Raw genomic sequence first — 25,107 nt, forward strand, 5'->3', positions numbered from 1 at the left:
TTGCCGGGCCGCAGGCGTTGCCCCCTGCAAGGGGGTTGGCGCCAGCGACACGAAGTGCGCGCAGCCTGGGGGTCAGTCAACTTTCGCGCCGGAGTCCTTCACCACCTTGGCCCACTTCACGTGCTCGCTCGCAATGAGCTTCGTAAAGTCGGCGGGCGAATTGCCGCTCGGGATCGCGCCCTGCGCGAGCATCTTTTCCTTGATGGCCGGCGTGCCCAGCGACTTGGCCACTTCCTGCTGGATGCGGTTCACGATCTCCGGTGAGGTTCCGGCCGGGGCCAGCAGCCCGAACCACGAGCTTGCCTCGTAGCCCTTGAGCGACGGGCCTCCCGCTTCAGCCACCGTCGGAATGTCCGGCAGCGCGGGCGAACGCTGCGCGCTCGTCACGGCCAGCGCGGTGAGCTTGCCGGCCTTGATCTGTGCCATCGACGAGGGCAGGTTGTCGAACATGACGTCGGCGTTGCCGCCCACCATGTCCAGCAGCGCCGGGCCCGAGCCCTTGTACGGGATGTGGGCCATGAACGTGCCGGTCATGCTCTTGAACAGTTCGCCGGCGAGATGGATCGACGTGCCGCTGCCGCTCGACGCCATGTTGAGCTTGCCCGGGTTGGCCTTGGCGTACTTGATGAAGTCCTGCACATTGCGGATGTTCAGCGTCTTCGCCTTGTCGGCATTCATCTCCATCACATTCGGCACGGCGGCCACCAGCGTGATCGGCGCGAAGTCCTTGATCGGGTCGAAGGGCAGCTTGGGGTACAGCGCGCGGTTGATGCCGTGCGTGCCCACCGTGCCCATCAGCAGCGTGTAGCCGTCGTTCGGCGCGCGGGCCACAAGCTCGGCGCCCACGTTGCCGCCCGCGCCCGCGCGGTTGTCCACGATGAACTGCTGGCCGAAGGCCTTCGACAGCTCGGGCGCGACGGCGCGCGCCAGGATGTCGGTGGTGCCGCCGGCCGCGAAGGGCACGACGATGCGCACGGGCTTGGTCGGCCAGGTGCCTTGGGCCCACGAAGGAGCGGCCATCAGCGTGAGGGCGGTGGCGACGGAAGCGGCCAGCGCGGCGCGGCGATGGGTCCGGAAGGAAGAGCAGAAGAAAGAAGTCATGCGCGCGTTTGTACAGGCGCGCGCCGCGCACGTCGCGGGTGAAAACCCCGTGGGCCGGCAGGCCGCTCAGGCCACCTGCATCCGCTGCGCAAACCGCTCGTCGCGAAAACGTTCGAGCACGAAGTCGATGAACACGCGCGTCTTCGGCGGCAGCAGCTTCTTGCTCGGGTAGTAGAGCCACACCGCGCCCGCATCCTGGTGCCAGTCGGGCAGCAGCCGCAGCAGCTCGCCGCTGCGCAGGCCGCGCTCCACGAAGGGCATCGGCAGCATCGCCACGCCCAGACCCATCAACGCTGCATGCGCGATGGCCTCGGGGTCGTTGAAGATCGCGCGCGGCCGGGGCAGCTCCACCGTGGCCTCTTCGCCGCGCGCATGCCGCAGCGTCCAGCCGCGCAGCCGGCCTGTGGGCGAGGACCGGCGCAGCAACGTGTCGAGCGCCGCCAGGTCCGAGGGATGCCGGGGCCGCTCGCGCCCCTCCATGTAGCGCGGCGATGCCACGGCCACCACGTGAATGCGCGCCAGCTCCCGCGCTATCAACCCGGCCGCGAGTTCGATGCCGCCGCCGATGGCCGCGTCGAAGCCCTCGCCCACCAGGTCCACCTGCTGGTTGTCGAAATGCCAGTCCGGCAGGATGGCCGGGTAGCGCGCGAGGAAGTCGCCCATCATCGGCAGCACGTGCTCGCGCCCGAAGGCCTGGCCCATGCTCACCTTCAGCGTGCCGGCGGGCTGGCCGTCGTCCTTGTCGATGCCGGCCACCGCCTCCTGCAGCGTGGCGAGCGCGCCGCCGACCTGCGCCAGGAAGCGCTCGCCGCCCTCGGTCAGCGTGAGGCGGCGCGTGCTGCGCTGGAACAGCCGCACGCCCAGCCGTGCTTCGAGCCGTGCAACGTTCTTGCTCACGGCCGCCGGCGTCAGCCCCAGGCGCCGGGCCGCTGCCGAGAAGCTGCCGCCCTCGGCGCTCTGCACGAAGGATTCGAGGTGACTGAGCGGTTCCATGGCCGCATTGTCATTCCCATCTTCAACTCTGGGTTGAATTTGATTGCCTCGATTGATGGCTACCGCCACAGGAATGAATTGCCGACACTGAAGGCCTTCCTCCTCCACCTGCACGGAAAAATCATGGCCTCCAACACTGCTTCTTCTTCTCCTGTCCTGGCCGGCAAGGTCGCCTTCGTCACCGGCGGTTCGCGCGGCATTGGCGCTGCCATCGTGCGCCGGCTGGTGCGCGACGGTGCCGCCGTAGCCTTCAGCTACGCCAGTTCCAGCGCCCCGGCCGAGGAACTGGTGCGCAGCATTCAGTCCGAAGGCGGCCGTGCCCTTGCGCTGAAGATCGACAGCGCCGATGCCGCCGCGCTCACCGCCGGCATCGACGAAGCGGCCCGCGCGCTCGGCAAGATCGACATCCTTGTGAACAACGCCGGCGTGTTCCTCGGCGGCACCCTCGACGACTTCTCGCTCGAGGACTTCGACAAGACGCTGAACGTCAACGTGCGCGCCGTGTTCGTCGCGGCCAAGGCGGCCTCGCGCCACATGGGCGAAGGCGGCCGCATCATCAACATCGGCAGCACCAACGCCGAGCGCATGCCCTGGCCCGGCGGCAGCGCCTATGCCATGAGCAAGTCGGCGCTGGTCGGCCTGGTGCAGGGCCTGTCGCGCGACCTCGGTCCGCGCGGCATCACGGTCAACAACGTGCAGCCGGGCCCGGTCAACACCGACATGAACCCGGTCGACGGCCCCAACGCCGCTGCCATGCACGGCCTGATGGCGCTCGCCCGCCACGCCCGCCCCGAAGAAATCGCCGGCATGGTCGGCTACCTGGCCAGCCCGGAAGCCGCGTTCGTGACCGGCGCCAGCCTGAACATCGACGGTGGCTTCGCCGCCTGAAGCGGCGCGAGCTCACGAGAAGGCCGGGACCTCCCGGCCTTTTTCGCGTGCGCCTCGCCCGGATGGCGCTCCGGGAATTCCCGGATGCCCAGAGGCACGCCCCGATGGGATAGTTAGTTCGCCCTTCAAACTAACTAATTTCTTACCGCTGGTTCCTGCGGGGCGCACCAACACTGGAGAGACATCGATGCAACTGAAACACACCCTGGCCGCCATGGCCTTCGGTTTCACGGCCGTGGGCGCCCTGGCGCAAACCGTGGTCGGCGTGAGCTGGTCCAACTTCCAGGAAGAACGCTGGAAGACCGACGAGGCCGCCATCAAGGCCCAGCTCGAGAAGCTCGGCGCCAAGTACATCAGTGCCGATGCAGGCGGCTCGCCCGAGAAGCAGTTGGGCGACATCGAGGGCCTGATGTCGAAGGGCGCCAAGGCGCTCATCGTGCTGGCGATGGACAAGGACGCCATCCTGCCCGCCATCACCAAGGCCACGCGCCAGAAGGTGCCCGTGGTGGCCTATGACCGGCTGATCGAGGCGCCGGGCGTGTTCTACATCACCTTCGACAACGTCGAGGTCGGCCGCATGGAGGCGCGCGAAGTCTTCAAGGTCAAGCCCAAGGGCAACTACGTGATCATCAAGGGCTCGCCGAGCGACCCGAACGCCGACTTCCTGCGCGCCGGCCAGCAGGAGGTGCTGGACGCCGCGATCAAGAAGGGCGACATCAAGATCGTCGGCGACGAATACACCGATGGCTGGAAGCCCGAGGTCGCGCAGAAGAACATGGAGCAGATGCTCACCAAGAACGGCAACAAGGTCGACGCGGTGGTCGCGGCCAACGACGGCACGGCCGGCGGCGCGGTGGCAGCGCTCACCGCCAAGGGCCTGCGCGGCATCCCGGTGTCGGGCCAGGACGCCGACTTCGCGGCGCTCAACCGCATTGCGCTGGGCACGCAGACCGCCACCGTCTGGAAGGATTCGCGCGAACTCGGCCGCGAAGCCGCCTCCGCCGCCATGGCGCTGGCCGCCGGCAAGCCGGTCGACAAGGCCGCACCGTGGGCCGGCGGCGCCAAGAAGATCTCACTGTCCTCGCGCCTGCTGACGCCGGTGCCGATCACGCGCGACAACCTCGACGTGGTCGTCAAGGCCGGCTGGATCAATAAGGACGAGCTCTGCAAGGGCGCCACGGGTGCGAGCGCGCCCGCCGCCTGCAAGTAACGAGTCTGCCAATCCGCGCCACGCGGCGTCCGGCCGGCCCCTGGGGCTGGCCGGTACGCGGTCGCGCACCTGCCGTTCCAAGGGGCACCTTCAAAAATGAGCAATGAAACTCCGGGCTGGTGGCGCCGCACGGGCATCGACCTGCGGCTGATCCTGATGTGCGTGCTGCTGGCCGTGATGGCGGTGGTGTTCAGCGTCATGTCGGGCGGCGTGTTCCTGTCGCCCGAGAACCTCTACAACGTCGCGCAGCAGACGGCCGTGGTCGGCATCGTCTCGACCGTGATGGTGCTCGTCATCGTCGCGCGCCACATCGACCTGTCGGTCGGCTCGGTGATGGGCTTCGTCGGCGTGCTGATCGCGTACCTCCAATACACCTCGGGCTGGTCGTGGCCCACGGCCTGCCTCGCGGGGCTTGCCGTGGCCCTCCTCGTGTCGATCTATCAAGGCTGGCTCACGGCGGTGCTCGGCGTGCCCTCGTTCGTGGTCACCCTCGGCGGGCTGATGTCGTTTCGCGGCGCGGCCTTCCTCGTGGCCGACGGCAAGACGCAGCCGGTGAACGACGAGTTCTTCCAGCGGCTGGGCGGCGGCTACGACGGCGGCATCGGCGTTACGGCGAGCTGGGTGCTCGCAGGGCTGGTCGCGCTGGTGCTGTTCGGGCGCATGCTGCAGAAGCGCCGCGCGCGCCAGCGCTACGAGATGCCGACCGAGGCGCTGTGGCTCGACGTGCTGATCACCGCGGTGCCGGTGGCGGTGGTGTTCGGCTTCGCGTGGGTCATGAACAACTACCAGATCTCGTCGAAGAGCGAGCCGCAGGGCATTCCGATCCCGGTGCTGATCTGGGCGGTGGTGGCGATCGTGCTGTCGTTCATCGTGCACCGCACGCGCTTCGGGCGCTATGTGTTCGCGATGGGCGGCAACCCCGATGCCGCGGCGCTGGTGGGCATTCCGGTCAAGCGCGTCACGCTGATGCTGTTCGCGCTGCTGGCGGTGCTGGTCACGGTCGCGGCCATCGTGTCGATCGCGCGGCTCAACGCGGGCACCAATTCGCTGGGCACGGGCATGGAGCTGTACGTGATCGCGGCGGCCGTGATCGGCGGCACGGCGCTGGCGGGCGGCAGCGGCTCGATCTTCGGCTCGGTGCTGGGCGCGCTGATCATGCAGTCGCTGGACAGCGGCATGCTGCTGCTCGACGTGCCGATCGGCAAGCGCATGGTGATCATCGGCCAGGTGCTGATCGTGGCCGTGGTGTTCGACGTGCTCTATCGCCGCAAGTTCGGGGAGAACTGACATGGCCGACATCGACAAGACAAAACCGCTCGTCGAGCTGCGCGAGATCCGCAAGGCCTTCGGCGGCGTCAAGGCCGTGGATGGCGTGAGCGTGAACCTCTACCCGGGCGAAGTGGTCGCGCTGCTGGGTCACAACGGCGCCGGCAAGTCCACGCTGATGAAGATGCTCGCGGGCGCCTACCCCATCGACTCGGGCGACACGCTGATCGCGGGCGAGAAGGTCCACATCCGCACGCCCGCCGAAGCGCAGGCCCAGGGCATCGAGACCATCTACCAGACGCTCGCGCTGGCCGACAACCTCGACTCGGTGTCGAACCTCTTCCTCGGCCGCGAGAAGATGACGCCGTGGCGCACGCTCGACGATCACTTCATGGAAGTGCAGGCGCGCAAGGTATTCCATCGCCTCAACAGGAACTTCACCAATATCCGCGTGCCGGTGCGCCGGCTCTCGGGCGGGCAGCGGCAGGTGGTGGCGATCTCGCGCGCGCTCTACTTCAATGCGCGCATCCTCATCATGGACGAGCCATGCGCCGCGCTCGGCCCGGAAGAAACCGCGATGGTCGGCGGGCTCGTGAAGCAGCTCAAGGCCGACGGCGTGGGCATCTTCCTGATCACGCACGACATGCCCGACGTGTTCTCGCTGAGCGATCGCCTCGCGGTGATGAAGAACGGCAAGCTGGTCGGCACCTACCGCACCACCGATGTGACCGAGGACGAAGTGCTCGGGATGATCATTGCCGGCAAGCGGCCCGAGGGCAAAGAGCAGGCCCATCACGCCGAGACTGCAGCGCTCTCCTGATGTGACCACCATCGGCGACCAGCAACTGTTGAAGCGCATGAACCGCAGCGTGCTGCTGCGGCTGCTGCGCGCGCAGCCCGGCCTGTCGCGCGCGCGGCTGGCGAGCGAGAGCGGGCTCACCAAGTCGACCGTCAGCCTGCTGGTGCGCGAGCTGCTCGACGAAGGCTGGCTCAGCGAGGCCGGCGCGACGGTGGCCGACGGCATGGGCCGGCCTTCGACGCCGCTGCAGATCAACGTCGGCGTGCGCGCGCTGATGGGCGTGGAGATCGCCGTCGAGACCGTGCGCCTCGTGTGCGTATCGCTGCAGGGCGAGGTGCTGCACGCCGACACCCGTGCGCTGACCGACGGCTCGCCGGCCGGCGCGTGCGCGCAGGTCGCGCGCATGGCCGCCGCCGCGCACGTGGTGCTCGAGCGGCTCGGCCTGCGCCTGTCGAGCATCGGCGTGTGCGTGCCGGGCGCGGTGGACGACTGCACCGGCGTGGTCCGCTTCGCGCCCAACTTCGGCTGGCGCAACGTGAGCCTGCTGCCTGCGCTGGAGAAAGCCTTTGCCGCCGTCGGCCTGCCCGGCGTCACCGTGCAACTGCAGAACGACGCCGATGCGGCCGCGCTTGGCGAGTACGAGTTCGCGGCGAGTGAAGGCCAGGACGGCGAAGACCCGCTGATTTTTGTCAACTGCGACGTGGGCGTGGGCGCCGGCGTGGTGCTGAACGACCGGCTTTTCACCGGCGCGCAGGGCATGGCCGGGGAGATCGGCCACACCATCCTCGAACTCGACGGGCCGTTGTGCTCGTGCGGCCGCCGCGGCTGCGCCGAGGCCTTCTTCGGCTCGCGCGTGCTGGAGCGCGAGGGCGCCGACATGCAGCGCGCCGCGGCCTTCTTCGGCGTGCTGCTGCAGAACCTGTGGGTTACCTTCAATCCGCGCGCGATCGTGCTCGGCGGCAAGGCCTGCGCCGACCATCGCGGCTTTGCGCAGGCAGCGTTCGAGAGCGTGAAGCGCCACGCCGACGGTGCCGGCATGCCTCCGCCCGACCTGCGCACCGCGCGCTATGGCGCATTGGCGCCCGCAGTGGGCGCGGCCGCGCTGGCGCTGCACGAATACCTGCGGCCGCTGCAGCCCGACGCAAAGGCACGCCGCGCGCGTGCGCTGGCGCGCGCCGCGGCCTGATCGATCAGGCCGGCGACGCGCCTTCTTCCGCGCCGTTGTTGTCGCGCCAGCCGTGCAGCCGCCGATAGAGCGTGCCGCGCGACACGCGCAGCTGCCGTGCCGCCTGCGACACATTGCCGCCATGCGCGGCGAGCGTTTCCTCGATCAGCTTGCGGCTGTGCTCGCGCAGCGTCGCCTGCGCAGGAGACGCGGATTCGACAAGGTTCGTGCACTCGCAGGCTTCGGGCGCCTGCATCCGCGCATCGTCCTGCCGCTCGATGGCCAATGGTGCCGCCTCGCCGGGCATCGCCACCGCATGCCTGAAGTCCGCGCCGTCCGCGCCCTTCAGCCGTGCCTGCACCCACACGCCCAGCCCGCTCGCCAGCCGCAGCGGCTGCGCTGCCTCGCGCCGCCCGAGCCGCAGCAGGCTCGCGAGGTCGTGTCCCAGCAGGTATTCGACGTCGCGCTCGTCCGCCGCCTCGGGCAGCCGCCCGAGCAGCCGCGCGCCCGCGTTGTTGAGCCAGGCGATCGTGCCGTCGGGTGCGACGCCTGCCAGCGCTTCGAGCGGCGTGCCCAGCAGCGTGGGGCTGGCCTGGAAGCGCAGGATCAGGTGGTCGCGCGACTGCGCCTGCAGCAGCCGGTTCTCAATCGTCGTGGCATGGAGCGCCACCATCGACGCCGCGTCGAAGCCGAAGCGGCGCGCCTCCACCGTGAGGTCGAGCACGCCGGCGAGCTGCCCCGCCACGTCGCGGATCGGCGCCGCCGCGCACTGCATGTGGCCCAGCACGTCGAAATAGTGCTCGGCGCCATCGACCGCGCAGGCCTGCCCGGTGCTCGCCACGATGCCCGGCGCCGTGGTGCCGACGACGCGCTCGGAGATGTTCACGCCCACGCGCGATGTCTTGCGCAGCACCGGCTGGTGCGCGGCGGCGGGCTGCTGCGTGACGTGCACCACCACGCCCTCGCGGTCGGTGAGGATCACGCGGCAGTCGGTGCCCGCGAGTGCATGCTCCATCTGCGCCAGCTCCTGGCGCGCCGCATCGAGCAGCTCGCGGCTGCGCGCGAGCGTGGCGTGCAGGCGGCTCGGCGTGACCGCGTCGAAGGTCACGATGCGCTGGCGGTCGGTGTGCGTGCGGCTGCAGCGCATCCACGACTGGATCACCGCCTCGCCCACGAGGCCCGAGGGGCGCACGCCTTCCTCGAAGAACTGCTGCCGCGCGAGCGCCACGCGCTGTGCGGGCGTGTTGGCAAAGAGCTGGCGCGGCGCGTCCGGCGTGCCGATTCTGTCGAGGGCCATGGGTTCGCTGCCTCCCTGGGTGGGGTCGGGGTCGGGACCAGCGCTGAATGTGTTCCGCAATGGAACAGCGCCGGACTGGGGAAATCCCGGGGGTGAACCCGGAGCCCGCGCGCACGATCCTTGAGGGACAAAGGAGACCTGCGATGAAAAAAACACACTCCGGGCTGCTCATGCTGGCCGGCGCCTTGCTGTGCCTGGGCGCATCGACCACGGCCTCGGCCCAGAACGCACAGGACCGCGCAGCCGCTGCCACCAAGCGCGTCGACGGCAGCTTCATCCGCGCCAACGCGGCGCAGAAGAAGACGCCCGACTGGCCCAGCGTCGGCCTCGACTATTCGGAGTCGCGCTTCAGCAGGCTCGACCAGGTGAACGCCGGCAACGTGAAGCAGCTGGGGCTGGTCTGGTCTTACAACCTCGAATCCACGCGCGGCGTGGAAGCCACGCCGCTGGTGGTGGACGGCATCATGTACATCACCGCCTCGTGGAGCGTGGTGCACGCCATCGACACGCGCACCGGGCAGAAGCTGTGGACCTTCGATCCACAGGTCGACAAGTCCAAGGGCTTCAGGGGCTGCTGCGACGTGGTGAACCGCGGCGTGGCGATCCACGAGGGCAAGGTCTACGTGGCGGCCTACGACGGGCGGCTCATCGCGCTCGACGCGGCCACCGGCCAGAAGGTCTGGGAGAAGAACACCATCGAGGGCCAGAAGGGCAGCTACACCATCACCGGCGCGCCGCGCGTGTTCAAGGGCAAGGTCATCATCGGCAACGGCGGCGCCGAGTACGGCGTGCGCGGCTACGTCACCGCCTACGACGCGAAGACCGGCGACCAGAAGTGGCGCTGGTTCGTGGTGCCGGGCGACCCGGCCAAGCCCTTCGAGGACGAATCGATGGCGCGTGCCGCCAAGACCTGGGACCCGAGCGGCAAGTACTGGGAAGCCGGCGGTGGCGGCACCGCGTGGGACAGCTTCGCCTTCGACCCCGAGCTCAACCTGATGTACGTGGGCACCGGCAACGGCTCGCCCTGGTCGCACAAGGCGCGCAGTCCCAAGGGCGGCGACAACCTGTACCTCGGCTCGGTGGTGGCGCTCAATCCCGACACCGGCAAGTACGTGTGGCACTACCAGGAGACGCCGGGCGACAACTGGGACTACACCTCCACGCAGTCGATGATCCTGGCCGACATGAAGCTCGGCGGCAAGCCGCGCAAGGTGCTGCTGCATGCGCCGAAGAACGGCTTCTTCTTCGTCATCGACCGCACCAACGGCAAGTTCATCTCGGCGAAGAACTTCGTCGAAGTGAACTGGGCCACGGGCTATGACAAGAACGGCCGTCCCATCGAGATCGCCGCGGCGCGCGACACCACCAAGCCCGGTGACTCCATTCCGGGGCCGTTCGGCGCGCACAACTGGCATCCGATGTCGTTCAACCCGCAGACCGGCTTCGCCTACCTGCCCGCGCAGCACGTGCCGATCAACCTCATGGACGACAAGGACTGGAAGTTCAACGAAGACGTGCCGGGCCGACCGCACTCGGGCCTCGGCTGGAACCTCGGCAAGTTCGCCAATGCCGAGCCGCCCAAGAGCAAGCCCTTCGGCCGCCTCGTGGCCTGGGACCCGGTCGCGCAGAAGGAAGCGTGGGGCGTCGACTACGCTTCGCCATGGAACGGCGGCACCCTCACCACCGCGGGCAATCTCGTGTTCCAGGGCACGGCCGACGGTCGCCTGCTGGCCTACGACGCGAAGACGGGCGAGAAGCTGTGGGAAACGCCCACCGGCACCGGCGTGGTGGCGGCGCCCTCGACCTACATGGTCGACGGCAAGCAGTACGTGTCGGTCGCGGTGGGCTGGGGCGGCGTGTACGGCCTCGCGCAGCGTGCCACCGAGCGTCAGGGGCCCGGCACGGTCTACACCTTCGCGGTCGGCGGCACGGCGAAGATGCCGGACTTCGTTCAGTACCGCATGGACAAGCTGGTGCAGGGCGTGAAGTACGACCCCGCGAAAGTGCAGGCCGGCACCATGCTGTACGTGAGCAACTGCGTCTTCTGCCACGGCGTGCCCGGTGTGGACCGCGGCGGCAACATTCCGAACCTCGGCTACATGGATGCGGCCTACATCGAGAACCTCGACAAGTTCATCCTGAAGGGCCCGGCCATGGCGCGCGGCATGCCTGACTTCACGGGCAAGCTCTCGGGCGACGAGATCGAGAGCATCAAGGCCTTCATCCAGGGGACGGCTGACGCCATCCGGCCGAAGTAGCCGCAACGAAAAAAGCCGCCGTCCTCAAGAGTACGGCGGCTTCTGCGAATTCAAATCCAGGAACACCGCGGAACCGGCTTTGCCGCGCCGCCTGGGGGCGAGCAACAGCTAGTCGGCGTACACGCCAGCCGCCTTGATGATCGGGCCCCACTTGGCGATCTCGGCCGAGACGAACTTCTTGTGCTCGGCCGGCTCGGTGCGCTTGTCGGTCGTGATCACCGCGCCCAGCGCCTCTTCGCGCTTGACGAAGCCCGGGTCCTTCATCGCGGCCTTGATGGCCTCGTTGAGCTTCTTCAGCACCGGCGCGGGCGTGCCCTTGGGCGCATACACACCGTGCCAGATCGTCACCTCGAAGCCCTTGAGGCCCGACTCGTCGAGCGTGGGCAGGTCCTTCAGGGCCGGCGTGGTCAGGCGCTTGCTCGTGGTGACCGCATAGGCCTTGACCTTCTTGGCCTCGATCTGCGAGGTTGTGTTGGTCGTCTGGTCGCACAGCAGGTCGATCTGGCCGCCCAGCAGGTCGGCGATGGCCGGGGCCGTGCCCTTGTACGGCACGGGCGTCATCTCGACTTTCAGCGCGCTCTGGAACAGCAGGCCGCACAGGTGCGAGGCGGCGCCCAGGCCGGCGTTGCCGAGGTTGATCTTGCCCTTGTTGGCGGCGATCCAGGCCGTCAGTTCCTTGTAGTTGTTGGCGGGCAGGCCGGGCTTGCCGATCAGCGTCATCGGCACTTCATTGACCATGCCGAGGTACTCGAAGTCGTTCTCGACGTTGAAGGGCAGCTTGCGGTAGAGCGCCGGCATCGTCGACATGCCGATGTGGTTCAGCAGCAGCGTGTAGCCATCGGGCGCGGCGCGCGCCACCTTGGCGGTGCCGATGGAGCTGCCCGCGCCCGCGGTGTTGTCCACCACGATGGTGGTGCCGAGCGTCTTCTGCATGGCTTCCGCCAGGTCGCGTGCGACACGGTCGGTCGGGCCGCCGGCCGCGAAAGGCACCACCAGCGTGACGGTCTTGCCCGCAGGGAAATCCTGGGCGTGGACACCGGCGGCTGCGGCGGCAATCGCCGCGAGGGCGAACAGTTTCTTCATGACGTCTCCGGGAGGGGGATAAAAAGGCCGCGATCTTAAAGGCTGACCACAGCCTGACCTATACCGGATAGCCCTTAGAGACGGCCGGGGGCCGAGGGCGCCCGGGCTCGGCGATTCCTTCGGGCGAAATATGTCTGCCCTGCGGAATCGGGCAAACAAATCCTGCGACTCGTAAGAGGAGTTTGCCGCCTGTCGAACTGTCCGACAGGCGGATCCGGCGCAGGACGATGCGGGCGAGGTGGGCGTGGCCTAGGGTGAATCTTCATTGCTTTTTTTATGCAGCAACCCCGAAGGAGATTCACTCATGCCCATCACCTCCTCTTCCCTCGACGGAATGAAGGTCGCCATCCTCGTGTCGGACGGCTTCGAGCAGGTCGAGATGACCGAGCCGCGCAAGGTGCTCGACGGTGCCGGTGCGCAGACGCAGATCGTCTCGCCGCTCGCCGGCACCGTGCGCGGCTGGCACCACCATGAGCCTGCCGACAGTTTTGCGGTCGACGTGCCGCTGAAGCGCGCCGACGCCGGTGACTTCGACGCGCTGCTGCTGCCCGGTGGCGTCATGAACCCCGACGCGCTGCGCATCGACGAGAAGGCCGTGGCGTTCGTGCGCGCCTTCGTCGAAGCGGGCAAGCCCATCGCGGCGATCTGCCATGGGCCGTGGACGCTCATCGAGGCGGGCGGCGTCAAGGGACGCAAGATGACCTCGTGGCCTTCGCTGCGCACCGACCTGAAGAACGCCGGAGCGAAGTGGAGCGACAAGGATGTCGTGGTCGATCAGGCGCTCGTGACGAGCCGCAAGCCCGACGACCTGCCGGCATTCAACCGCGAGATGACGAAGCTCTTCGAGCTGGCGCACGAGCCCGAGCTTCATTGACCGACGCGGCTGGCCGCGTGGCGCATTCGTGCACTGAACCTGCACCGCACACGCACCGTCATCCGATACCCTCGCTCTCTCTTCGCATGCAGCGGCATGCGCCCTGAAAGGCGAAAGTATTCCAATGACGGCAACCCCTTCTCACGCACGTGCGCGGCGACTGCCGCGCGATCTCGCGCTCGTCACCGTGGCCATCGGTGCCGCGATGTTGGCGGTCAACATGGTCATGCTGCTCTGGCCCGACTCGCCTGACAGCGAGCAGCTGCGCAGCACCTATGCCCTTCCAGGCGTGTGGATTCCAATGGTGTTCAGCGTCGGCATGGCCTGGTTGCTGGCAGCGGCGCTGGCCTGGAGCCATGGGCGCAACGCGCTCGAAAAGCGCGGCGTGGACAGCGTGGCGCGGCTATCCCATCTCCGCAGCCGCTATGGCGCGGCATACGCGGTGGTGCTGGTGCTGAACTTCTACGCGCTGAGCCCGCTGCTCTACGAAGTGCAACTGCTCTTCATGCCGGGCGGCCGCCTGCAGGACTTCTTTGGCCCGGATTCCATGCGCACTGCGATGGCCGCGTTCATGTTCCTGCAGTCCGTTGTCCAGTTGATCGTGCTCGTGCTCGGTGTGTGGGTTGCAGCCTGGTTCGCGCTGAGGGCAGGCCGCGCCGCACCCTCTGCCATGCAAGACGACGAAGCCATCGGCTCATCGCCACGCCGCGCCGTGGCGTTGGTGGGTGCCTCGCTGTTCGCGTCGCTGCAGATGTGGAGCGGCGTGGTCGTGAGCCGCTGGACTTCCGTGGCGAGCGGCATGGAGGGGCTGGAGCTGCTGCTCGCCTGGATGGTGCCGCCGCTGGTGGCCTTCGCGCTCGCGTTGTGGGGCGGCTGGCTCGGCACCAGCGCCGGGCTGGTGCGTGTGCGGCCTTTCAGGGCCGTGGCGGCGGCGGTGCTGGCCTTCGTGCTGGTGCAGGCGAGCTGCATCGCCATCGCGCTGGCGTGGCTGGTACTGTCGATGTGGGCGCGCGGCCATGACTCCGCGGGCGGGCTCATCGGCTTCGCCCTGGCGCTCGTGCTGGCCTATTCGGTGCTCGTGGTGGTGCTGATGCGCGCCACCACGCGCGGGCTGTACCGCCGCTACTTGTAGCTGCGCACGTCGTCGATCACCTTGCCGTCGTTGGGCAGTTCGCCTGCGCCCACGACGACCACTTCGCCGCGTAGCTTGGTCACTTCGCGAATCGCATCGCCCACGCGGGCCTGAAACCCTATGGGCACGGCGCCCGCGCATTCGAGCGTCAACGTCATCTTGTCGTCGCCCATCTCGCCCGACACCACAAGCCGCGCGCGCCGCGCCTCGGGAAAGCGCCGCACGATCTCGGCCACCTGCGAGGGATGCACGAACATGCCGCGCACCTTCGTGGTCTGGTCGGCGCGGCCGAGCCAGCCCTTGATGCGCTTGTTGGTGCGGCCGGTGGGGCAGGTGCCCGCGAGCACGGCCGAGAGGTCGCCGGTGCCGAAGCGCACGAGCGGGTAGTCGGGGTTGAAGCTGGTGACGACGATCTCGCCGACCTCGCCGTCGGGCACGGGATCGCCGGTGCCGGGGCGCACGATCTCGACCAGCACGCCTTCGTCGATCACCAGGCCTTCGCGCGCGCTGGTTTCGTAGGCGATGAGACCGAGGTCTGCCGTGGCGTAGCACTGCGTGCCCTTCACGCCATGCGCGGCAATCCAGTCGTGCAGGCTCGGCGGAAAGGCTTCGCCCGACACCAGCGCCTTGGTGAGCGAGGGCAGCTTCATGCCCTTCTCCGCAGCTTTCTCAAGCAGGATCTTCAGGAAGCTCGGCGTGCCCGCATAGCCTTCGGGCTTCAGGTCGGCGATGGCCTCGAGCTGCTGTTCGGTCTGGCCGGTGCCGCCCGCGAACACGGTGCAGCCGATGGCGCGCGCGCCGCTTTCCATGATGGAGCCCGCGGGCGTCATGTGGTAGCTGAAGCTGTTGTGGATGAGTTCGCCGGCGCGAAAGCCCGCCGCATGCAGCGCGCGCGCGGTGCGCCAGTAGTCGCGGGCCTCGCCCTCGGGTTCGTAGATGGTGCCGGGGCTCGCGAAGATGCGCAGCATGCGCGGCCCGCGCACGATGGAGGCAAAGCCACCGAACGGGTCGTCCGCGCGGCGTGCCTTCTGCAGCTCGAGCAGTTCGGATTTGCGCGTGACAGGCAGTTTGGCGAGGGCTTCGCGCGTGGTGATGTCGGCGGGCTTGACGCCGTCGAGGATCTTCGCGAACGCCGGTGCGGCGGTCTGCGCTTGCGCGATCTGCTTCGGCAATGCGGCCAGAAGGTCACGCTCGCGTTCGGCGGGGTCGCGGATTTCAAGCTTGTCGTAGTGGTCGGTCATGTCCGTCCCCTTCATCTTTCTGGTCGGTTCAAGCCAACCACCTCTTGCGCCGCTTGTAGCTCTTCACATCGCGGAAGCTCTTGCGGTCCGCACCGCCAACGCCGAGGTAGAACTCCTTCACGTCCTCGTTCTCGCGCAGGCTCTGCGCCGCGCCGTCCATCACGATGCGGCCGTTCTCCAGGATGTAGCCGTAGTCGGCATAGCGCAGCGCCATGTTGGTGTTCTGCTCGGCCAGCAGGAAGGTCACGCGCTCCTTGGCGTTGAGGTCCTTCACGATCTCGAACACCTCTTCGACGATCTGCGGCGCCAGGCCCATCGAGGGTTCGTCGAGCAGCACCATGCTCGGATTGGCCATCAGCGCGCGGCCGATGGCGCACATCTGCTGCTCGCCGCCCGAGGTGTAGGCCGCCTGCGAAGTGCGCCGCGTCTTCAGGCGCGGGAAGTACGCGTAGACCTTCTCCAGCGTCTGCTGCACCGCGGCCTTGCCATCGGTGCGCGTGTAGGCGCCGGTCATCAGGTTCTCTTCGATCGTCAGGTGCGCGAAGCAGTGGCGGCCTTCCATCACCTGGATCAGCCCGCGCTTCACAAGCTCGGCCGGCGACAGCGCCTCGATGCGCTCGCCGCGCAGCTCGATGGTGCCCTTGGTGACGGCGCCGCGTTCGCCCGCGAGCAGGTTGCTCACCGCGCGCAGCGTGGTCGTCTTGCCCGCGCCGTTGCCGCCAAGCAGCGCCACGATGCCGCCATCGGGCACGGTCAGCGACACGCCCTTGAGCACGAGGATCACGTGGTTGTAGATGACCTCGATGCCGTTGACGTTGAGAAGGATGTTGGGTTCGCTCATGGTGTGGTCCGAAGCATTCGAAAGAACAACGACGACGCTGCTCTTTCGAATGACGGCTCTCGCGAGCCGCCACGGATCAGCTGCGCGTCAGGAACTGCAGTCCGCTGCTTCGCGGCGCGTCAGCTTCTTCTCGCCTGCGTACTTGTCGGCGGCGGCCTTCACCATCGGCTTGATGATCTGGCTGTCGGCCTCGTACCAGTCGGACATGCCGCCCCACTTGGCACCGTCCCAGGTGTGCACGCGTGCCCAGGTCGAGCCCATGTGGTCCTGGCACGAGGTGCTCACCGGGCGCATCACGCCCGAGAAGCCCAGCGCGTCGAGCTTCTTCTGGTCGAGCGCGAGGTTCTCCATGCCCCAGCGCACCTGCTCGCCGGTCATGACCTTGCCCTTGCCGAAGCGCTCTTGCGCGCGCCGCACGGCCTCGATGCCGAGCATCTGGATGATCACGCCGCGCGTGTAGAGCACCGAGCCCACTTCTTCCTTCGGCCCCGTGCCCTGGCCCTTGTCATGCACCTGCTTCAGGATGTCCTGGATCACCTTGGGTTGCGTGCCCGAGGTGTTGAGCGCGAGCGCGTTGTAGCCCTTGGCGTTGGCGCCCACGTCCTTCACGTCGGGTTCCGCGCCGGCCCACCACACGCCGTACATCTTCTCGCGCGGGTAGCCCGTGGCCACGGCCTCCTTGAGCGCGGTGGAGTTCATCACGCCCCAACCCCACAGCAGCACATAGTCGGGCCGCTGCTGGCGTACCTGCAGCCAGGCCGACTTCTGCTCCACGCCGGGCGCGGTCACCGGGATCAGCGAGAGCTCGAAGCCGTTCTGCTTCGCGCGCTCCTGCAGCAGCGGAATCGGTTCCTTGCCGAACGGCGAGTCGTGGTACACGAGGGTGATCTTCTTGCCCTTGAGCTTGTCCATGCCGCCTTCCTTCTTCCCGATGTGCTGGATCAGGATGTCGGCCGCGGTCCAGTAGGAGCCCATCAGCGGGAAGTTCCACTTGAAGACGCCGCCGTCCTGCGAGGCCGAGAGGCCGTAGCCCAGCGTGATCAGCGGAATCTTGTCGGTCGGCACCTTGTCGGTCAGCGCGAAGGTGATGCCGGTGGCCTGCGGGTCGAACAACGCCACGCCGGGGTGGCCCTTCAGGCGCTCGTAGCACTCCACGCCCTTGTCGGTGGCGTAGCCGGTCTCGCACTCTTCGTACGCGATCTTCACGCCGTTGATGCCGCCGGTGGCATTGATGTACTTGATGTAGTCCTGCTTGCCGTTGGCCCAGGGCGTGCCGTTGGGCGCATAGGGGCCAGTGCGGTACACCAGCAGCGGGAAGAACTGTTCCTTGGCCTGTGCCTGCGCGAGCGAGGGCGCCAGCAGGGCGCCGAGGGTGCTGGCCACCAGGGCGGCGGTCAGAGCGAGCGATTTCAGTTTCATGCCTGTCTCCTTATGTGGGCACCTCGGTGCCGGTTTTTACGTACGAACGGGAATTCAGTGGGGGAAGGGCCAGAGCCGCAATTTCTCCTTGGCCGTGGACCACAAGCGCGCCAGCCCGTGCGGCTCCACGATCAGGAAGAACACGATCAGCGCACCGAAGATCATGGTCTCCAGGTGCGAGGCCAGCGCGGTGGAGATCGAGAAGCCCAGCCACCCCGGCAACTGGTTCAGAAAGAGCGGCAGCAGCACGATGAATGCGGCGCCGAAGAAGCTGCCCATGATCGAGCCGAGCCCGCCGATGATCACCATGAACAGCAGCTGGAACGAGCGGTCGATGCTGAACGCCGCCGGCTCCCACGCACCCAGGTGCACGAAGCCCCACAGCGCGCCGGCCACGCCGACGATGAAGCTGCTCACCGCGAAGGCCGTGAGCTTGGCGTACACCGGTCGGATGCCGATCACGGCGGCGGCCACGTCCATGTCGCGCATCGCCATCCACTCGCGGCCGATGGCGCTGCGCACCAGGTTCTTTGCAAGCAGCGCGAACACCGCCACGAAGATCAAGCAGAACAGGTACTTCTGCACCGGCGACTCGATGGGCACGCCGAACACGTTGAGTCCCGCCACGCTCACCGAACCCGAGGACGAATTGTTGGTGAACCACTGGATGCGCAGGAACGCCCAGTCGGTGAAGAACTGCGCGGCCAGCGTGGCGACTGCAAGGTACAGGCCCTTGATGCGCAGGCTCGGAATGCCGAACAGCACACCGATCACCGTCGCGCACAGGCCGCCCAGCAGCAGCGAGGCAATGAGCGGCATGCCGTCGATGCGCACCTGGAAGTTGTAGGCCGCGTACGCGCCCACCGCCATGAAGGCGCCGGTGCCCAGCGAGATCTGCCCGCAGTAGCCCACGAGGATGTTGAGGCCCAGGGCCGCGAGCGAAAGAATGAGGAAGGGCGTGAGGATGGCGCGCATCCAGTAGTCGGACACGCCGAGCGGCACCACGACGAAAGCCACGAGCAGCAGCACGAGGATCGCGAGGCGGTCCTGCGCGATCGGGAAGATCTGCTGGTCGGCGCGGTAGCTCGACTTGAACTGGCCGTTTTCTCTATAGAACATTGCTCAGACCCGATCGATGATTTTTTCGCCGAACAGGCCTTGCGGGCGAACCAGCAAGAAGACCAGTGCCAGCACATAAGCAAACCAGATCTCGATGCCGCCACCCAGCATGGGGCCGAGATAGATTTCGGACAACTTCTCGCCCACGCCGATCAGCAGGCCGCCGATGATGGCGCCCGGAATCGATGTGAGCCCGCCGAGGATCACCACCGGCAGCGCCTTCAGCGCCACCAGCGAGAGCGAGAACTGCACGCCCAGCTTGGAGCCCCAGATGATCCCGGCCACCAGTGCCGAGAAGCCGGCCACCGACCACACGATCACCCAGATGCGCTTGAGCGGGATGCCGATCGACTGCGCGGCCTGGTGGTCGTCGGCCACCGCGCGCAGGGCGCGGCCCGTGGCCGTCTTCTGGAAGAAGATCGCCAGCACCACCACGAGCCCTGCCGCCACCAGCGCGGCGATGAGGTCTTCCTGGCTCAGCAGCAGCCCGCCCTGGAAGGTGCCTTCGAGCACCATCAGCGGCTCCTTGGGCATGCCCACGTCGATCTTGTAGATGTCGTTGCCGAAGATCGTCTGGCCCACGCCGTCGAGGAAGTAGGCGATGCCCAGCGTGGCCATCAGCAGCGTGATGCCTTCCTGGTTCACCAGCTTGCTGAGCGCGAGCCGCTCGATCAGCCAGGCCACCACGACCATCACCGCCATGGCCGCGACGAAGGCCAGGATGTTCGCGAGGATCTGGTTCTCGAAGCCGAACCACTGCGGGAACCACTCCGAGAAGCGCGCCATGGCCAGCGCCGCGAACAGCACCATCGCGCCTTGTGCGAAGTTGAAGACGCCCGAGGCCTTGTAGATCAGCACGAAGCCGATGGCGATCAGCGAATAGAGCATGCCGACCATGAGGCCGCCGAAGAGGGTTTCGAGGAAAAAGCCCATGGTCAGTGTCTTTCTTGTCTTTCTCCCTCCCCCGCTGGGGGAGGGTTGGGGTGGGGGCAGGCGGCGTCCGATGAGGCGCTGCTTTTTTTCGAAGGCCGCTGTGCCCCCATCCCAGCCTTCCCCCAGAGGGGGAAGGAGCAATACTTCAGGGCGAGGTTTCGCATGGCTTCAGTGCTCCACGCCGAGATACGCCCGAATGACGTCCTCGTTGTTCCGCACCTCATCCGGCGTGCCGTCGCCGATCTTCTTGCCGTAGTCCAGCACCACCACGCGGTCGGAGATGTCCATCACCACGCCCATGTCGTGCTCGATCAGCACGATGGTCGCGCCGAACTCGTCGTTCACGTCGAGGATGAAGCGGCTCATGTCCTGCTTCTCCTCCACGTTCATGCCCGCCATCGGCTCGTCCAGCAGCAGCACCTGCGGCTCCATCGCGAGCGCGCGGCCGAGGTCGACGCGCTTCTGCAGGCCGTAGGGCAGGCGGCCCACCGGCGTCTTGCGGTGCGCCTGGATTTCCAGGAAGTCGATGATGTGCTCGACGAACTCGCGGTGCGCGAGCTCTTCGCGCTCGGCCGGTCCCCAGCGCAGTGCCTGCGCGAGCAGGCCGCTCTTCATCTTGAGGTTGCGGCCCGTCATGATGTTGTCGAGCACGCTCATGCCCTTGAAGAGGGCCAGGTTCTGGAAGGTGCGCGCCACGCCCATCTCGGCCACCTGGCGCGAGTTCATGTGCTTGAAGGTCTGGCCCCGGAAGGTGATAGAGCCCTGCTGCGGCCAGTACACGCCGTTGATGCAGTTCAGCATCGAGCTCTTGCCCGCGCCGTTCGGCCCGATGATGGCCCGCACCTCGTGCTCGCGCACGTTGAAGCTGATGTCCGTCAGCGCCTTCACGCCGCCGAAGCTCAGGGAGATGTTCTGCACGTCGAGGATGACCTCGCCGTCCTTGCGGCCGCCTCGGGTCGTTGTTGCAAGCATGGAGGCCTCGGTGTGGTTGTGCGCGTTCATGCGGCCGCCTTGACCAGTGGAAAGCGCTTCGCGTCGACGATCTTCAGCGTGGCACTCACCGAGCCCGTGCGCCCGTCCTCGAACTTGACCTGCGTCTCGATGAACTGCTCGGTCTTGCCGCCGTAGAGCGCACTGACCAGCACCGCGTATTTCTCGGCGATGAAGCCGCGGCGCACCTTGCGCGTGCGGGTGAGCTCGTCATCGTCGGGATCGAGCTCCTTGTGCAGTACCAGGAAGCGCGCGATCTGCGTCTCGCCCATGCCGTCCTCGCTTGCAAGGTCGGCATTCACCTTGGCGATGCAATCGGCCACCAGCGCCAGAACCTCGGGCTTGCCGGCCAGGTCGACGTAGCCGCCGTACGCCAGTCCGCGGCGCTCGGCCCAGTTGCCGACGGCCTCGTAGTCGATGTTGATGGCGGCGCACACTTCGTCGCGGCCGTTGCCGAAGCACACGGCTTCCTTGATCTGCGGGAAGAACTTGAGCTTGTTCTCGATGTAGTTGGGCGCGAAGATCGCGCCGCCCACGAGCCGGCCCACGTCCTTGGCGCGGTCGATGATGCGCAGGTGGCCCTCGCTGTCGAGCACGCCCGCGTCGCCGGTGTGGAAGTAGCCGTTCGCGTCCAGCACCTCGGCGGTGGCGTCGGGGCGCTTGTAGTACTCCTTGAGCACCGACACGCCGCGCACCAGCACCTCGCCGTCCTCGGCGATCTTCAGCTCGATGCCCGGCGCGGCCGTGCCCACGGTCTGCAGCTTGACCTTGCCGTCCTGCTGCAGGCACACGTAGGCGCAGGTCTCGGTCTGGCCGTAGAACTGCTTGAGATTCACGCCGATGGAGCGGTAGAAGCGGAACAGGTCGGGCCCGATGGCGGCACCGGCCGTATAGGCCACGCGGATGCGGCTCATGCCCAGCACGTTGCGCAGCGGCCCATAGATCAGCAGGTTGCCCAGGCTGTACATGAACCGGTCGCCGGTGCCCACGGGCGCGCCGTTGAGGATGTCCGCGCCCACGCGCTGTGCCAGGGCCATGAACTTCGCGTACAGCCAGCGCTTGGGCGCCGCCGCATCTTCCATGCGGATCGACACTGCAGTGAGCAAGCCTTCGAAGGTGCGCGGCGGGCCGAAGTAGTAGCTCGGGCCGATCTCGCGCATGTCGTTCATCACCGTCTCGGCCGACTCGGGGCAGTTGAGCGTGAAGCCGCCCACCAGCCACTGCGCCACCGAGAACAGGTGGTCGCCCACCCACGCCATCGGCAGGTAGCTCATGATGTTGTCGCCGGGGCCGAGCCTGTCGGTCTCCACGCCGCCGCGACCCGCTGCGATGAAACTCGCATGCGTCTGGCACACGCCCTTGGGGCGCCCGGTGGTGCCCGAGGTGTAGAGGATCACGCCCACGTCGGTGGCTTCGCCGCCGGCCACGGCGCGGTCGTAGTAGCCCAGGTTGGCCTTGTCGAATTCGCGACCCAGCGCGCGCAGCTGTTCGTAGCTCATCAGCCCCGGCTGGTCGTAGTGGCGCAGGCCCTTGGGGTCGTCGTAGATGATGTGGCGGATGCCGTGCTGCTGGTCTTTTTGCAACTCGCGGCACTCGAGCAGCTTGTCGACCTGCTCCTGGTCTTCGACGACCACGAACTCCACGGCCGCGTCCTGCAGCATGAAGACCATTTCACTCGCCACCGCGTCCTGGTACAGCGGCACCGGCACGCCGCGCAGGCTTTGCGCGGCGATCACCGCCATGTAGAGGTGTGGCCGGTTGGCGCCGACGATGGCGAGGTTGTCGAAGGCCTTGAAGCCGAGGCTCGCGAGGCCGCAGGCCATTTCGCGCACTTCCTGCGCCACGGCGTTCCAGGTCCAGGTTTGCCAGATGCCGAGGTCCTTCTCGCGCACGGCGGGCGCCTCGGGTTGGGCCTCGGCATGCGCGAGCAGCAGACGGGGGAAGGTGGGGGCGGTTGTTTGCACAGTGGGCGGATCGTAGGTCTCACTTTGACGCCCGGTTGTCATTCCAACGACAATCCTAGGGACACTACTCCCCGGAGTTTCCCGATGCCTCACGGCAATCTCAACCACAACGTGCTCGGCGGTTCGATCAAGGATCGCGTGCGTCCCGCCAATGCCGCGGAACTCGAAGGCATCCCCTGGCTGCCCACGCTCACGCCCGCCGAGCGCCGCCGCGCCGAAGCCGCGCTGGTTGTGGGCGAGGCCGAGCCCGGCGACCTGGTGTGCCGCGTCGGGCGCTCGCCCACCTACTGGTTCGGCGTGGTCGAGGGGTTGCTCAAGATGAGCAACGACAACGCCGACGGCGGCTCGGTCACCTACACCGGCGTGCCGCCAGGCGGCTGGTTCGGCGAAGGCACGGTGATGAAGCGCGAGCCCTACCGCTACAACATCCAGGCGCTGCGGCGCAGCCTGGTGGCGGGGCTGCCGATCGAAAGCTTCCACTGGCTGCTCGACCACTCCATCGGCTTCAACCGCTTCGTGATGAACCAGCTCAACGAGCGGCTGGGCCAGTTCATCGCGGCGCTGGAGATCGACCGGCTCAACAACCCCGACGCGCGCGTGGCACGCAACCTGGTGTCGCTGTTCAATCCGGTGCTGTACCCGGGCGTAGGCGAGGTGCTGCGCATCACGCAGCAGGAGCTGGCCTACCTGGTCGGCCTCTCGCGCCAGCGCGTGAACGAGGCGCTGAACGGCCTCTCGGCACAGGGCCTGATCCGCGTGGAGTACGGTGGGCTGCGCGTGCTCGACCTGCCGGGCCTGCGCGCGACCGCGATGTCGAACAAGAAGAACGCCTCGGCGGAAACGGAAAACACATGACCCTCAAAGACCAGCTCCAGGTGGTGCCCGCGAACGCGGAAGCCGCCTTCATCTCGCCGTCAGAGGCGCCGAAGACGAAGGCCGAGGACGCCGGCCCGACGCTGCAGGAGGCCATCGAACGCAACGACGCGTTGAACGAGAAGCTCGATGCGCTCAACGAAATACTGGCCAAGCCGCTCAGCGAAATTCTTGCCGACCGCGAGAAGTCGGAAGAGGCCGCGCTCGCGTGGGACCGCTTCGGCGCGATGTGGATGCTCTCGCAGCGCGCGATGCGACGCGTGGCGCTCGACCTTGCGGCGCAGCTCGGCGTGAGCGAGGAAGAAGTCGTCGCGCGTGCCATGGCCAATGCCAATGCGGTACTCAACGGCGCAGACGAGGTCGACCTCGACGGCACCATCGCGCCCGCGCAGCTGCAGCACATCGCCCGCCACCGCAACTTCCTGCGCAAGCAGTTCCGTACCGGTTGAGCACCAGGGCCTCTCGATACCGCTTAACCTCCCCGCCTTCGTTCAACAAAGAGCTTCCGATGACCGCTTCCCGCCTCACCCTTATCACCGGCGCCTCGCGTGGCCTGGGTCGTGCCATGGCCGAACAGCTGCTGCAGGCCGGCCACACGGTGCTGGGCATCTCGCGCAAGCAGGATCCGGCGCTTGCTGAGGTAGCCAAGGCCGCCGGGGCCGAACTCGTGCAATGGGAGCAGGACCTGTCCGACCCCGTGGCCGCATCGGCCCGCGTGTCGGCTTGGCTCAAGACCATTGACGCGCAACGCTTCGACAGCGTCACGCTCATCAACAACGCCGGCACCGTCGGCAACCCCGCGCCGCTGTCCAGCGCCGTCGAGGCCGAGCTGTCGCTGGCCCTGCGCATCGGCCTCGAAGCGCCGATGCTGCTGACGGCCGCGTTCCTGGGCGCGACGCGCGAATGGCGTGGTGCACGCAAGGTGCTGAACATCTCGTCGGGCCTGGGCCGCAACGCCATGGGCAGCCAGGCGCCTTACTGCGCGTCCAAGGCCGGCATGGACCATTTCTCGCGCGCCGTGGCGCTGGAAGAAGCGAATGCGCCGAACGGTGCGCGCATCGTCTCGCTGGCGCCTGGCATCGTCGACACCGACATGCAGGTGCAGCTGCGCGGCGCATCGGCCGAGAAGTTTCCGGACCGCACGCGCTTCGTGAGCATGAAGGAGGACGGCCGGCTCGACAGCCCCGCCACCGCAGCGGCCAAGGTGCTCAACTACCTGGCGCGCGAAGACTTCGGCAACAACCCCGTGGCCGACGTGCGCGATCCGGCCTGAACGCAGAAGAAGCGAGCGAGCACACCATGGCCACCGCCAAGTCGATCGACACCAACGACTACAAGCTCTTCCCGTCGCCGAGGAACGTGCATCGCATCGTCTTCGAGCATCAGGTCTTCGTGCCGTATCCGTACGCGCTGATCGTGATGGATGAGTTCTACTTCAAGGGCCGCTACAGCCTGTTCTCGGCCTGCAGGATGAGCGACGGGAAGATGGGGCAGGTGGCGACGTTCGAGGACGCGGCGGACGTGGAAATCTTCAACAGGAAGTTCACGCCGGACTGAGCCCGGTATTTCTCCCTTCCCTTCCGGGGGAGGGCAGGGGTGGGGGCAAGCGGCGCATCCATCGCTCATGGCATGTTCGGCGCCGTCAGGGCCCCCCCCCCCCC

Annotated in this window: 23 protein-coding genes; 12 read left to right on the forward strand and 11 right to left on the reverse strand. The window is 67.4% G+C overall.

All coding sequences use genetic code 11. The annotated features are described in order from the left end of the window. Nucleotides 1-72: 72 nt before the first annotated feature. Nucleotides 73-1,101 (reverse strand): Bug family tripartite tricarboxylate transporter substrate binding protein, encoded by a 1,029-nt coding sequence (locus PMI12_RS07175; RefSeq protein WP_007830531.1) that lies wholly within the window; start codon nucleotides 1,099-1,101, stop codon nucleotides 73-75. Nucleotides 1,102-1,167: 66 nt separating this feature from the next. Next, the gene (locus PMI12_RS07180; RefSeq protein WP_007830533.1) at nucleotides 1,168-2,094 is read right to left on the reverse strand and encodes a LysR family transcriptional regulator; all 927 of its coding nucleotides are present in this window, start codon (nucleotides 2,092-2,094) and stop codon (nucleotides 1,168-1,170) included. Between the two features lie 123 nt (nucleotides 2,095-2,217). Between PMI12_RS07180 and PMI12_RS07185 the strand changes: the two genes are divergently transcribed. The 5 genes from PMI12_RS07185 (at nucleotide 2,218) to PMI12_RS07205 (ending at nucleotide 7,443) form a co-directional block, all read left to right on the forward strand. Next, on the forward strand, nucleotides 2,218-2,982 hold the full coding sequence (locus PMI12_RS07185) for an SDR family oxidoreductase (protein WP_042673002.1): 765 nt from the start codon (nucleotides 2,218-2,220) through the stop codon (nucleotides 2,980-2,982). Between the two features lie 187 nt (nucleotides 2,983-3,169). Then, nucleotides 3,170-4,192 carry a D-xylose ABC transporter substrate-binding protein gene (gene xylF / locus PMI12_RS07190; protein WP_007830537.1) on the forward strand — a complete coding sequence of 341 codons (1,023 nt, stop codon included), beginning with the start codon at nucleotides 3,170-3,172 and terminating at the stop codon, nucleotides 4,190-4,192. Nucleotides 4,193-4,288: 96 nt separating this feature from the next. After that, on the forward strand, nucleotides 4,289-5,479 hold the full coding sequence (locus PMI12_RS07195; RefSeq protein WP_007830539.1) for a sugar ABC transporter permease: 1,191 nt from the start codon (nucleotides 4,289-4,291) through the stop codon (nucleotides 5,477-5,479). Between the two features lies 1 nt (nucleotide 5,480). Then, entirely contained in the window at nucleotides 5,481-6,278 is a 798-nt protein-coding gene (locus PMI12_RS07200) for an ATP-binding cassette domain-containing protein (RefSeq protein ID WP_007830541.1), read from the forward strand. Nucleotide 6,279: 1 nt separating this feature from the next. After that, entirely contained in the window at nucleotides 6,280-7,443 is a 1,164-nt protein-coding gene (locus PMI12_RS07205; protein ID WP_007830543.1) for an ROK family transcriptional regulator, read from the forward strand. Between the two features lie 4 nt (nucleotides 7,444-7,447). On the opposite strand, the gene PMI12_RS07210 is transcribed toward PMI12_RS07205, so the two are convergent. Continuing rightward, a complete protein-coding gene (locus tag PMI12_RS07210; protein WP_007830549.1) occupies nucleotides 7,448-8,719 on the reverse strand; it encodes a helix-turn-helix domain-containing protein in 1,272 nt (423 codons plus the stop codon). Between the two features lie 143 nt (nucleotides 8,720-8,862). Here PMI12_RS07210 and PMI12_RS07215 point away from each other — a divergent pair, with 143 nt between their 5' ends. Next, a complete protein-coding gene (locus tag PMI12_RS07215) occupies nucleotides 8,863-10,977 on the forward strand; it encodes a PQQ-dependent dehydrogenase, methanol/ethanol family (protein WP_007830550.1) in 2,115 nt (704 codons plus the stop codon). Between the two features lie 108 nt (nucleotides 10,978-11,085). On the opposite strand, the gene PMI12_RS07220 is transcribed toward PMI12_RS07215, so the two are convergent. Further along, entirely contained in the window at nucleotides 11,086-12,060 is a 975-nt protein-coding gene (locus PMI12_RS07220; protein ID WP_007830551.1) for a tripartite tricarboxylate transporter substrate-binding protein, read from the reverse strand. A 304-nt stretch (nucleotides 12,061-12,364) separates the two neighbouring features. Between PMI12_RS07220 and PMI12_RS07225 the strand changes: the two genes are divergently transcribed. Both PMI12_RS07225 and PMI12_RS07230 read left to right on the forward strand, forming a co-directional pair. Continuing rightward, complete coding sequence (locus PMI12_RS07225) at nucleotides 12,365-12,934, forward strand: type 1 glutamine amidotransferase domain-containing protein (RefSeq protein WP_007830552.1); 570 nt, start codon at nucleotides 12,365-12,367, stop codon at nucleotides 12,932-12,934. A gap of 124 nt (nucleotides 12,935-13,058) precedes the next feature. After that, nucleotides 13,059-14,066, forward strand: a complete 1,008-nt coding sequence (locus PMI12_RS07230; RefSeq protein WP_007830553.1) for a hypothetical protein — start codon at nucleotides 13,059-13,061, stop codon at nucleotides 14,064-14,066. Here PMI12_RS07230 and PMI12_RS07235 read toward each other — a convergent pair. The 7 genes from PMI12_RS07235 to PMI12_RS07265 form a co-directional block, all read right to left on the reverse strand. After that, the gene (locus PMI12_RS07235) at nucleotides 14,057-15,307 is read right to left on the reverse strand and encodes a phenylacetate--CoA ligase family protein (protein ID WP_007830555.1); all 1,251 of its coding nucleotides are present in this window, start codon (nucleotides 15,305-15,307) and stop codon (nucleotides 14,057-14,059) included. The two genes, PMI12_RS07230 and PMI12_RS07235, sit on opposite strands and share 10 nt — an antisense overlap. Before the next feature lie 28 nt (nucleotides 15,308-15,335). Then, a complete protein-coding gene (locus tag PMI12_RS07240; protein ID WP_007830556.1) occupies nucleotides 15,336-16,148 on the reverse strand; it encodes an ABC transporter ATP-binding protein in 813 nt (270 codons plus the stop codon). A gap of 87 nt (nucleotides 16,149-16,235) precedes the next feature. Further along, nucleotides 16,236-17,567, reverse strand: a complete 1,332-nt coding sequence (locus PMI12_RS07245; RefSeq protein WP_007830557.1) for an ABC transporter substrate-binding protein — start codon at nucleotides 17,565-17,567, stop codon at nucleotides 16,236-16,238. Nucleotides 17,568-17,621: 54 nt separating this feature from the next. After that, the gene (locus tag PMI12_RS07250; protein WP_007830558.1) at nucleotides 17,622-18,686 is read right to left on the reverse strand and encodes a branched-chain amino acid ABC transporter permease; all 1,065 of its coding nucleotides are present in this window, start codon (nucleotides 18,684-18,686) and stop codon (nucleotides 17,622-17,624) included. A gap of 3 nt (nucleotides 18,687-18,689) precedes the next feature. Further along, on the reverse strand, nucleotides 18,690-19,619 hold the full coding sequence (locus PMI12_RS07255) for a branched-chain amino acid ABC transporter permease (protein ID WP_007830559.1): 930 nt from the start codon (nucleotides 19,617-19,619) through the stop codon (nucleotides 18,690-18,692). Between the two features lie 168 nt (nucleotides 19,620-19,787). Then, nucleotides 19,788-20,621, reverse strand: a complete 834-nt coding sequence (locus tag PMI12_RS07260) for an ABC transporter ATP-binding protein (protein ID WP_007830560.1) — start codon at nucleotides 20,619-20,621, stop codon at nucleotides 19,788-19,790. Further along, nucleotides 20,618-22,615, reverse strand: a complete 1,998-nt coding sequence (locus PMI12_RS07265) for an AMP-binding protein (protein ID WP_007830561.1) — start codon at nucleotides 22,613-22,615, stop codon at nucleotides 20,618-20,620. Before PMI12_RS07265 ends, PMI12_RS07260 begins: the two co-directional genes overlap by 4 nt. A gap of 42 nt (nucleotides 22,616-22,657) precedes the next feature. Here PMI12_RS07265 and PMI12_RS07270 point away from each other — a divergent pair, with 42 nt between their 5' ends. The 4 genes from PMI12_RS07270 to PMI12_RS07285 are packed head-to-tail and all read left to right on the forward strand — an operon-like array spanning nucleotide 22,658 to nucleotide 25,003. Beyond that, the gene (locus tag PMI12_RS07270) at nucleotides 22,658-23,428 is read left to right on the forward strand and encodes a Crp/Fnr family transcriptional regulator (RefSeq protein WP_007830562.1); all 771 of its coding nucleotides are present in this window, start codon (nucleotides 22,658-22,660) and stop codon (nucleotides 23,426-23,428) included. Further along, nucleotides 23,425-23,895: a hypothetical protein gene (locus PMI12_RS07275; protein WP_007830563.1), complete on the forward strand. Its 471-nt coding sequence runs from the start codon at nucleotides 23,425-23,427 to the stop codon at nucleotides 23,893-23,895. Before PMI12_RS07270 ends, PMI12_RS07275 begins: the two co-directional genes overlap by 4 nt. Before the next feature lie 59 nt (nucleotides 23,896-23,954). Further along, a complete protein-coding gene (locus PMI12_RS07280; protein WP_007830564.1) occupies nucleotides 23,955-24,719 on the forward strand; it encodes an SDR family NAD(P)-dependent oxidoreductase in 765 nt (254 codons plus the stop codon). A gap of 26 nt (nucleotides 24,720-24,745) precedes the next feature. Next, on the forward strand, nucleotides 24,746-25,003 hold the full coding sequence (locus PMI12_RS07285; protein WP_007830565.1) for a hypothetical protein: 258 nt from the start codon (nucleotides 24,746-24,748) through the stop codon (nucleotides 25,001-25,003). Nucleotides 25,004-25,107: the final 104 nt, after the last annotated feature.

The sequence above is a fragment of the Variovorax sp. CF313 genome, from assembly GCF_000282635.1.
GTDB lineage: Bacteria > Pseudomonadota > Gammaproteobacteria > Burkholderiales > Burkholderiaceae_C > Variovorax.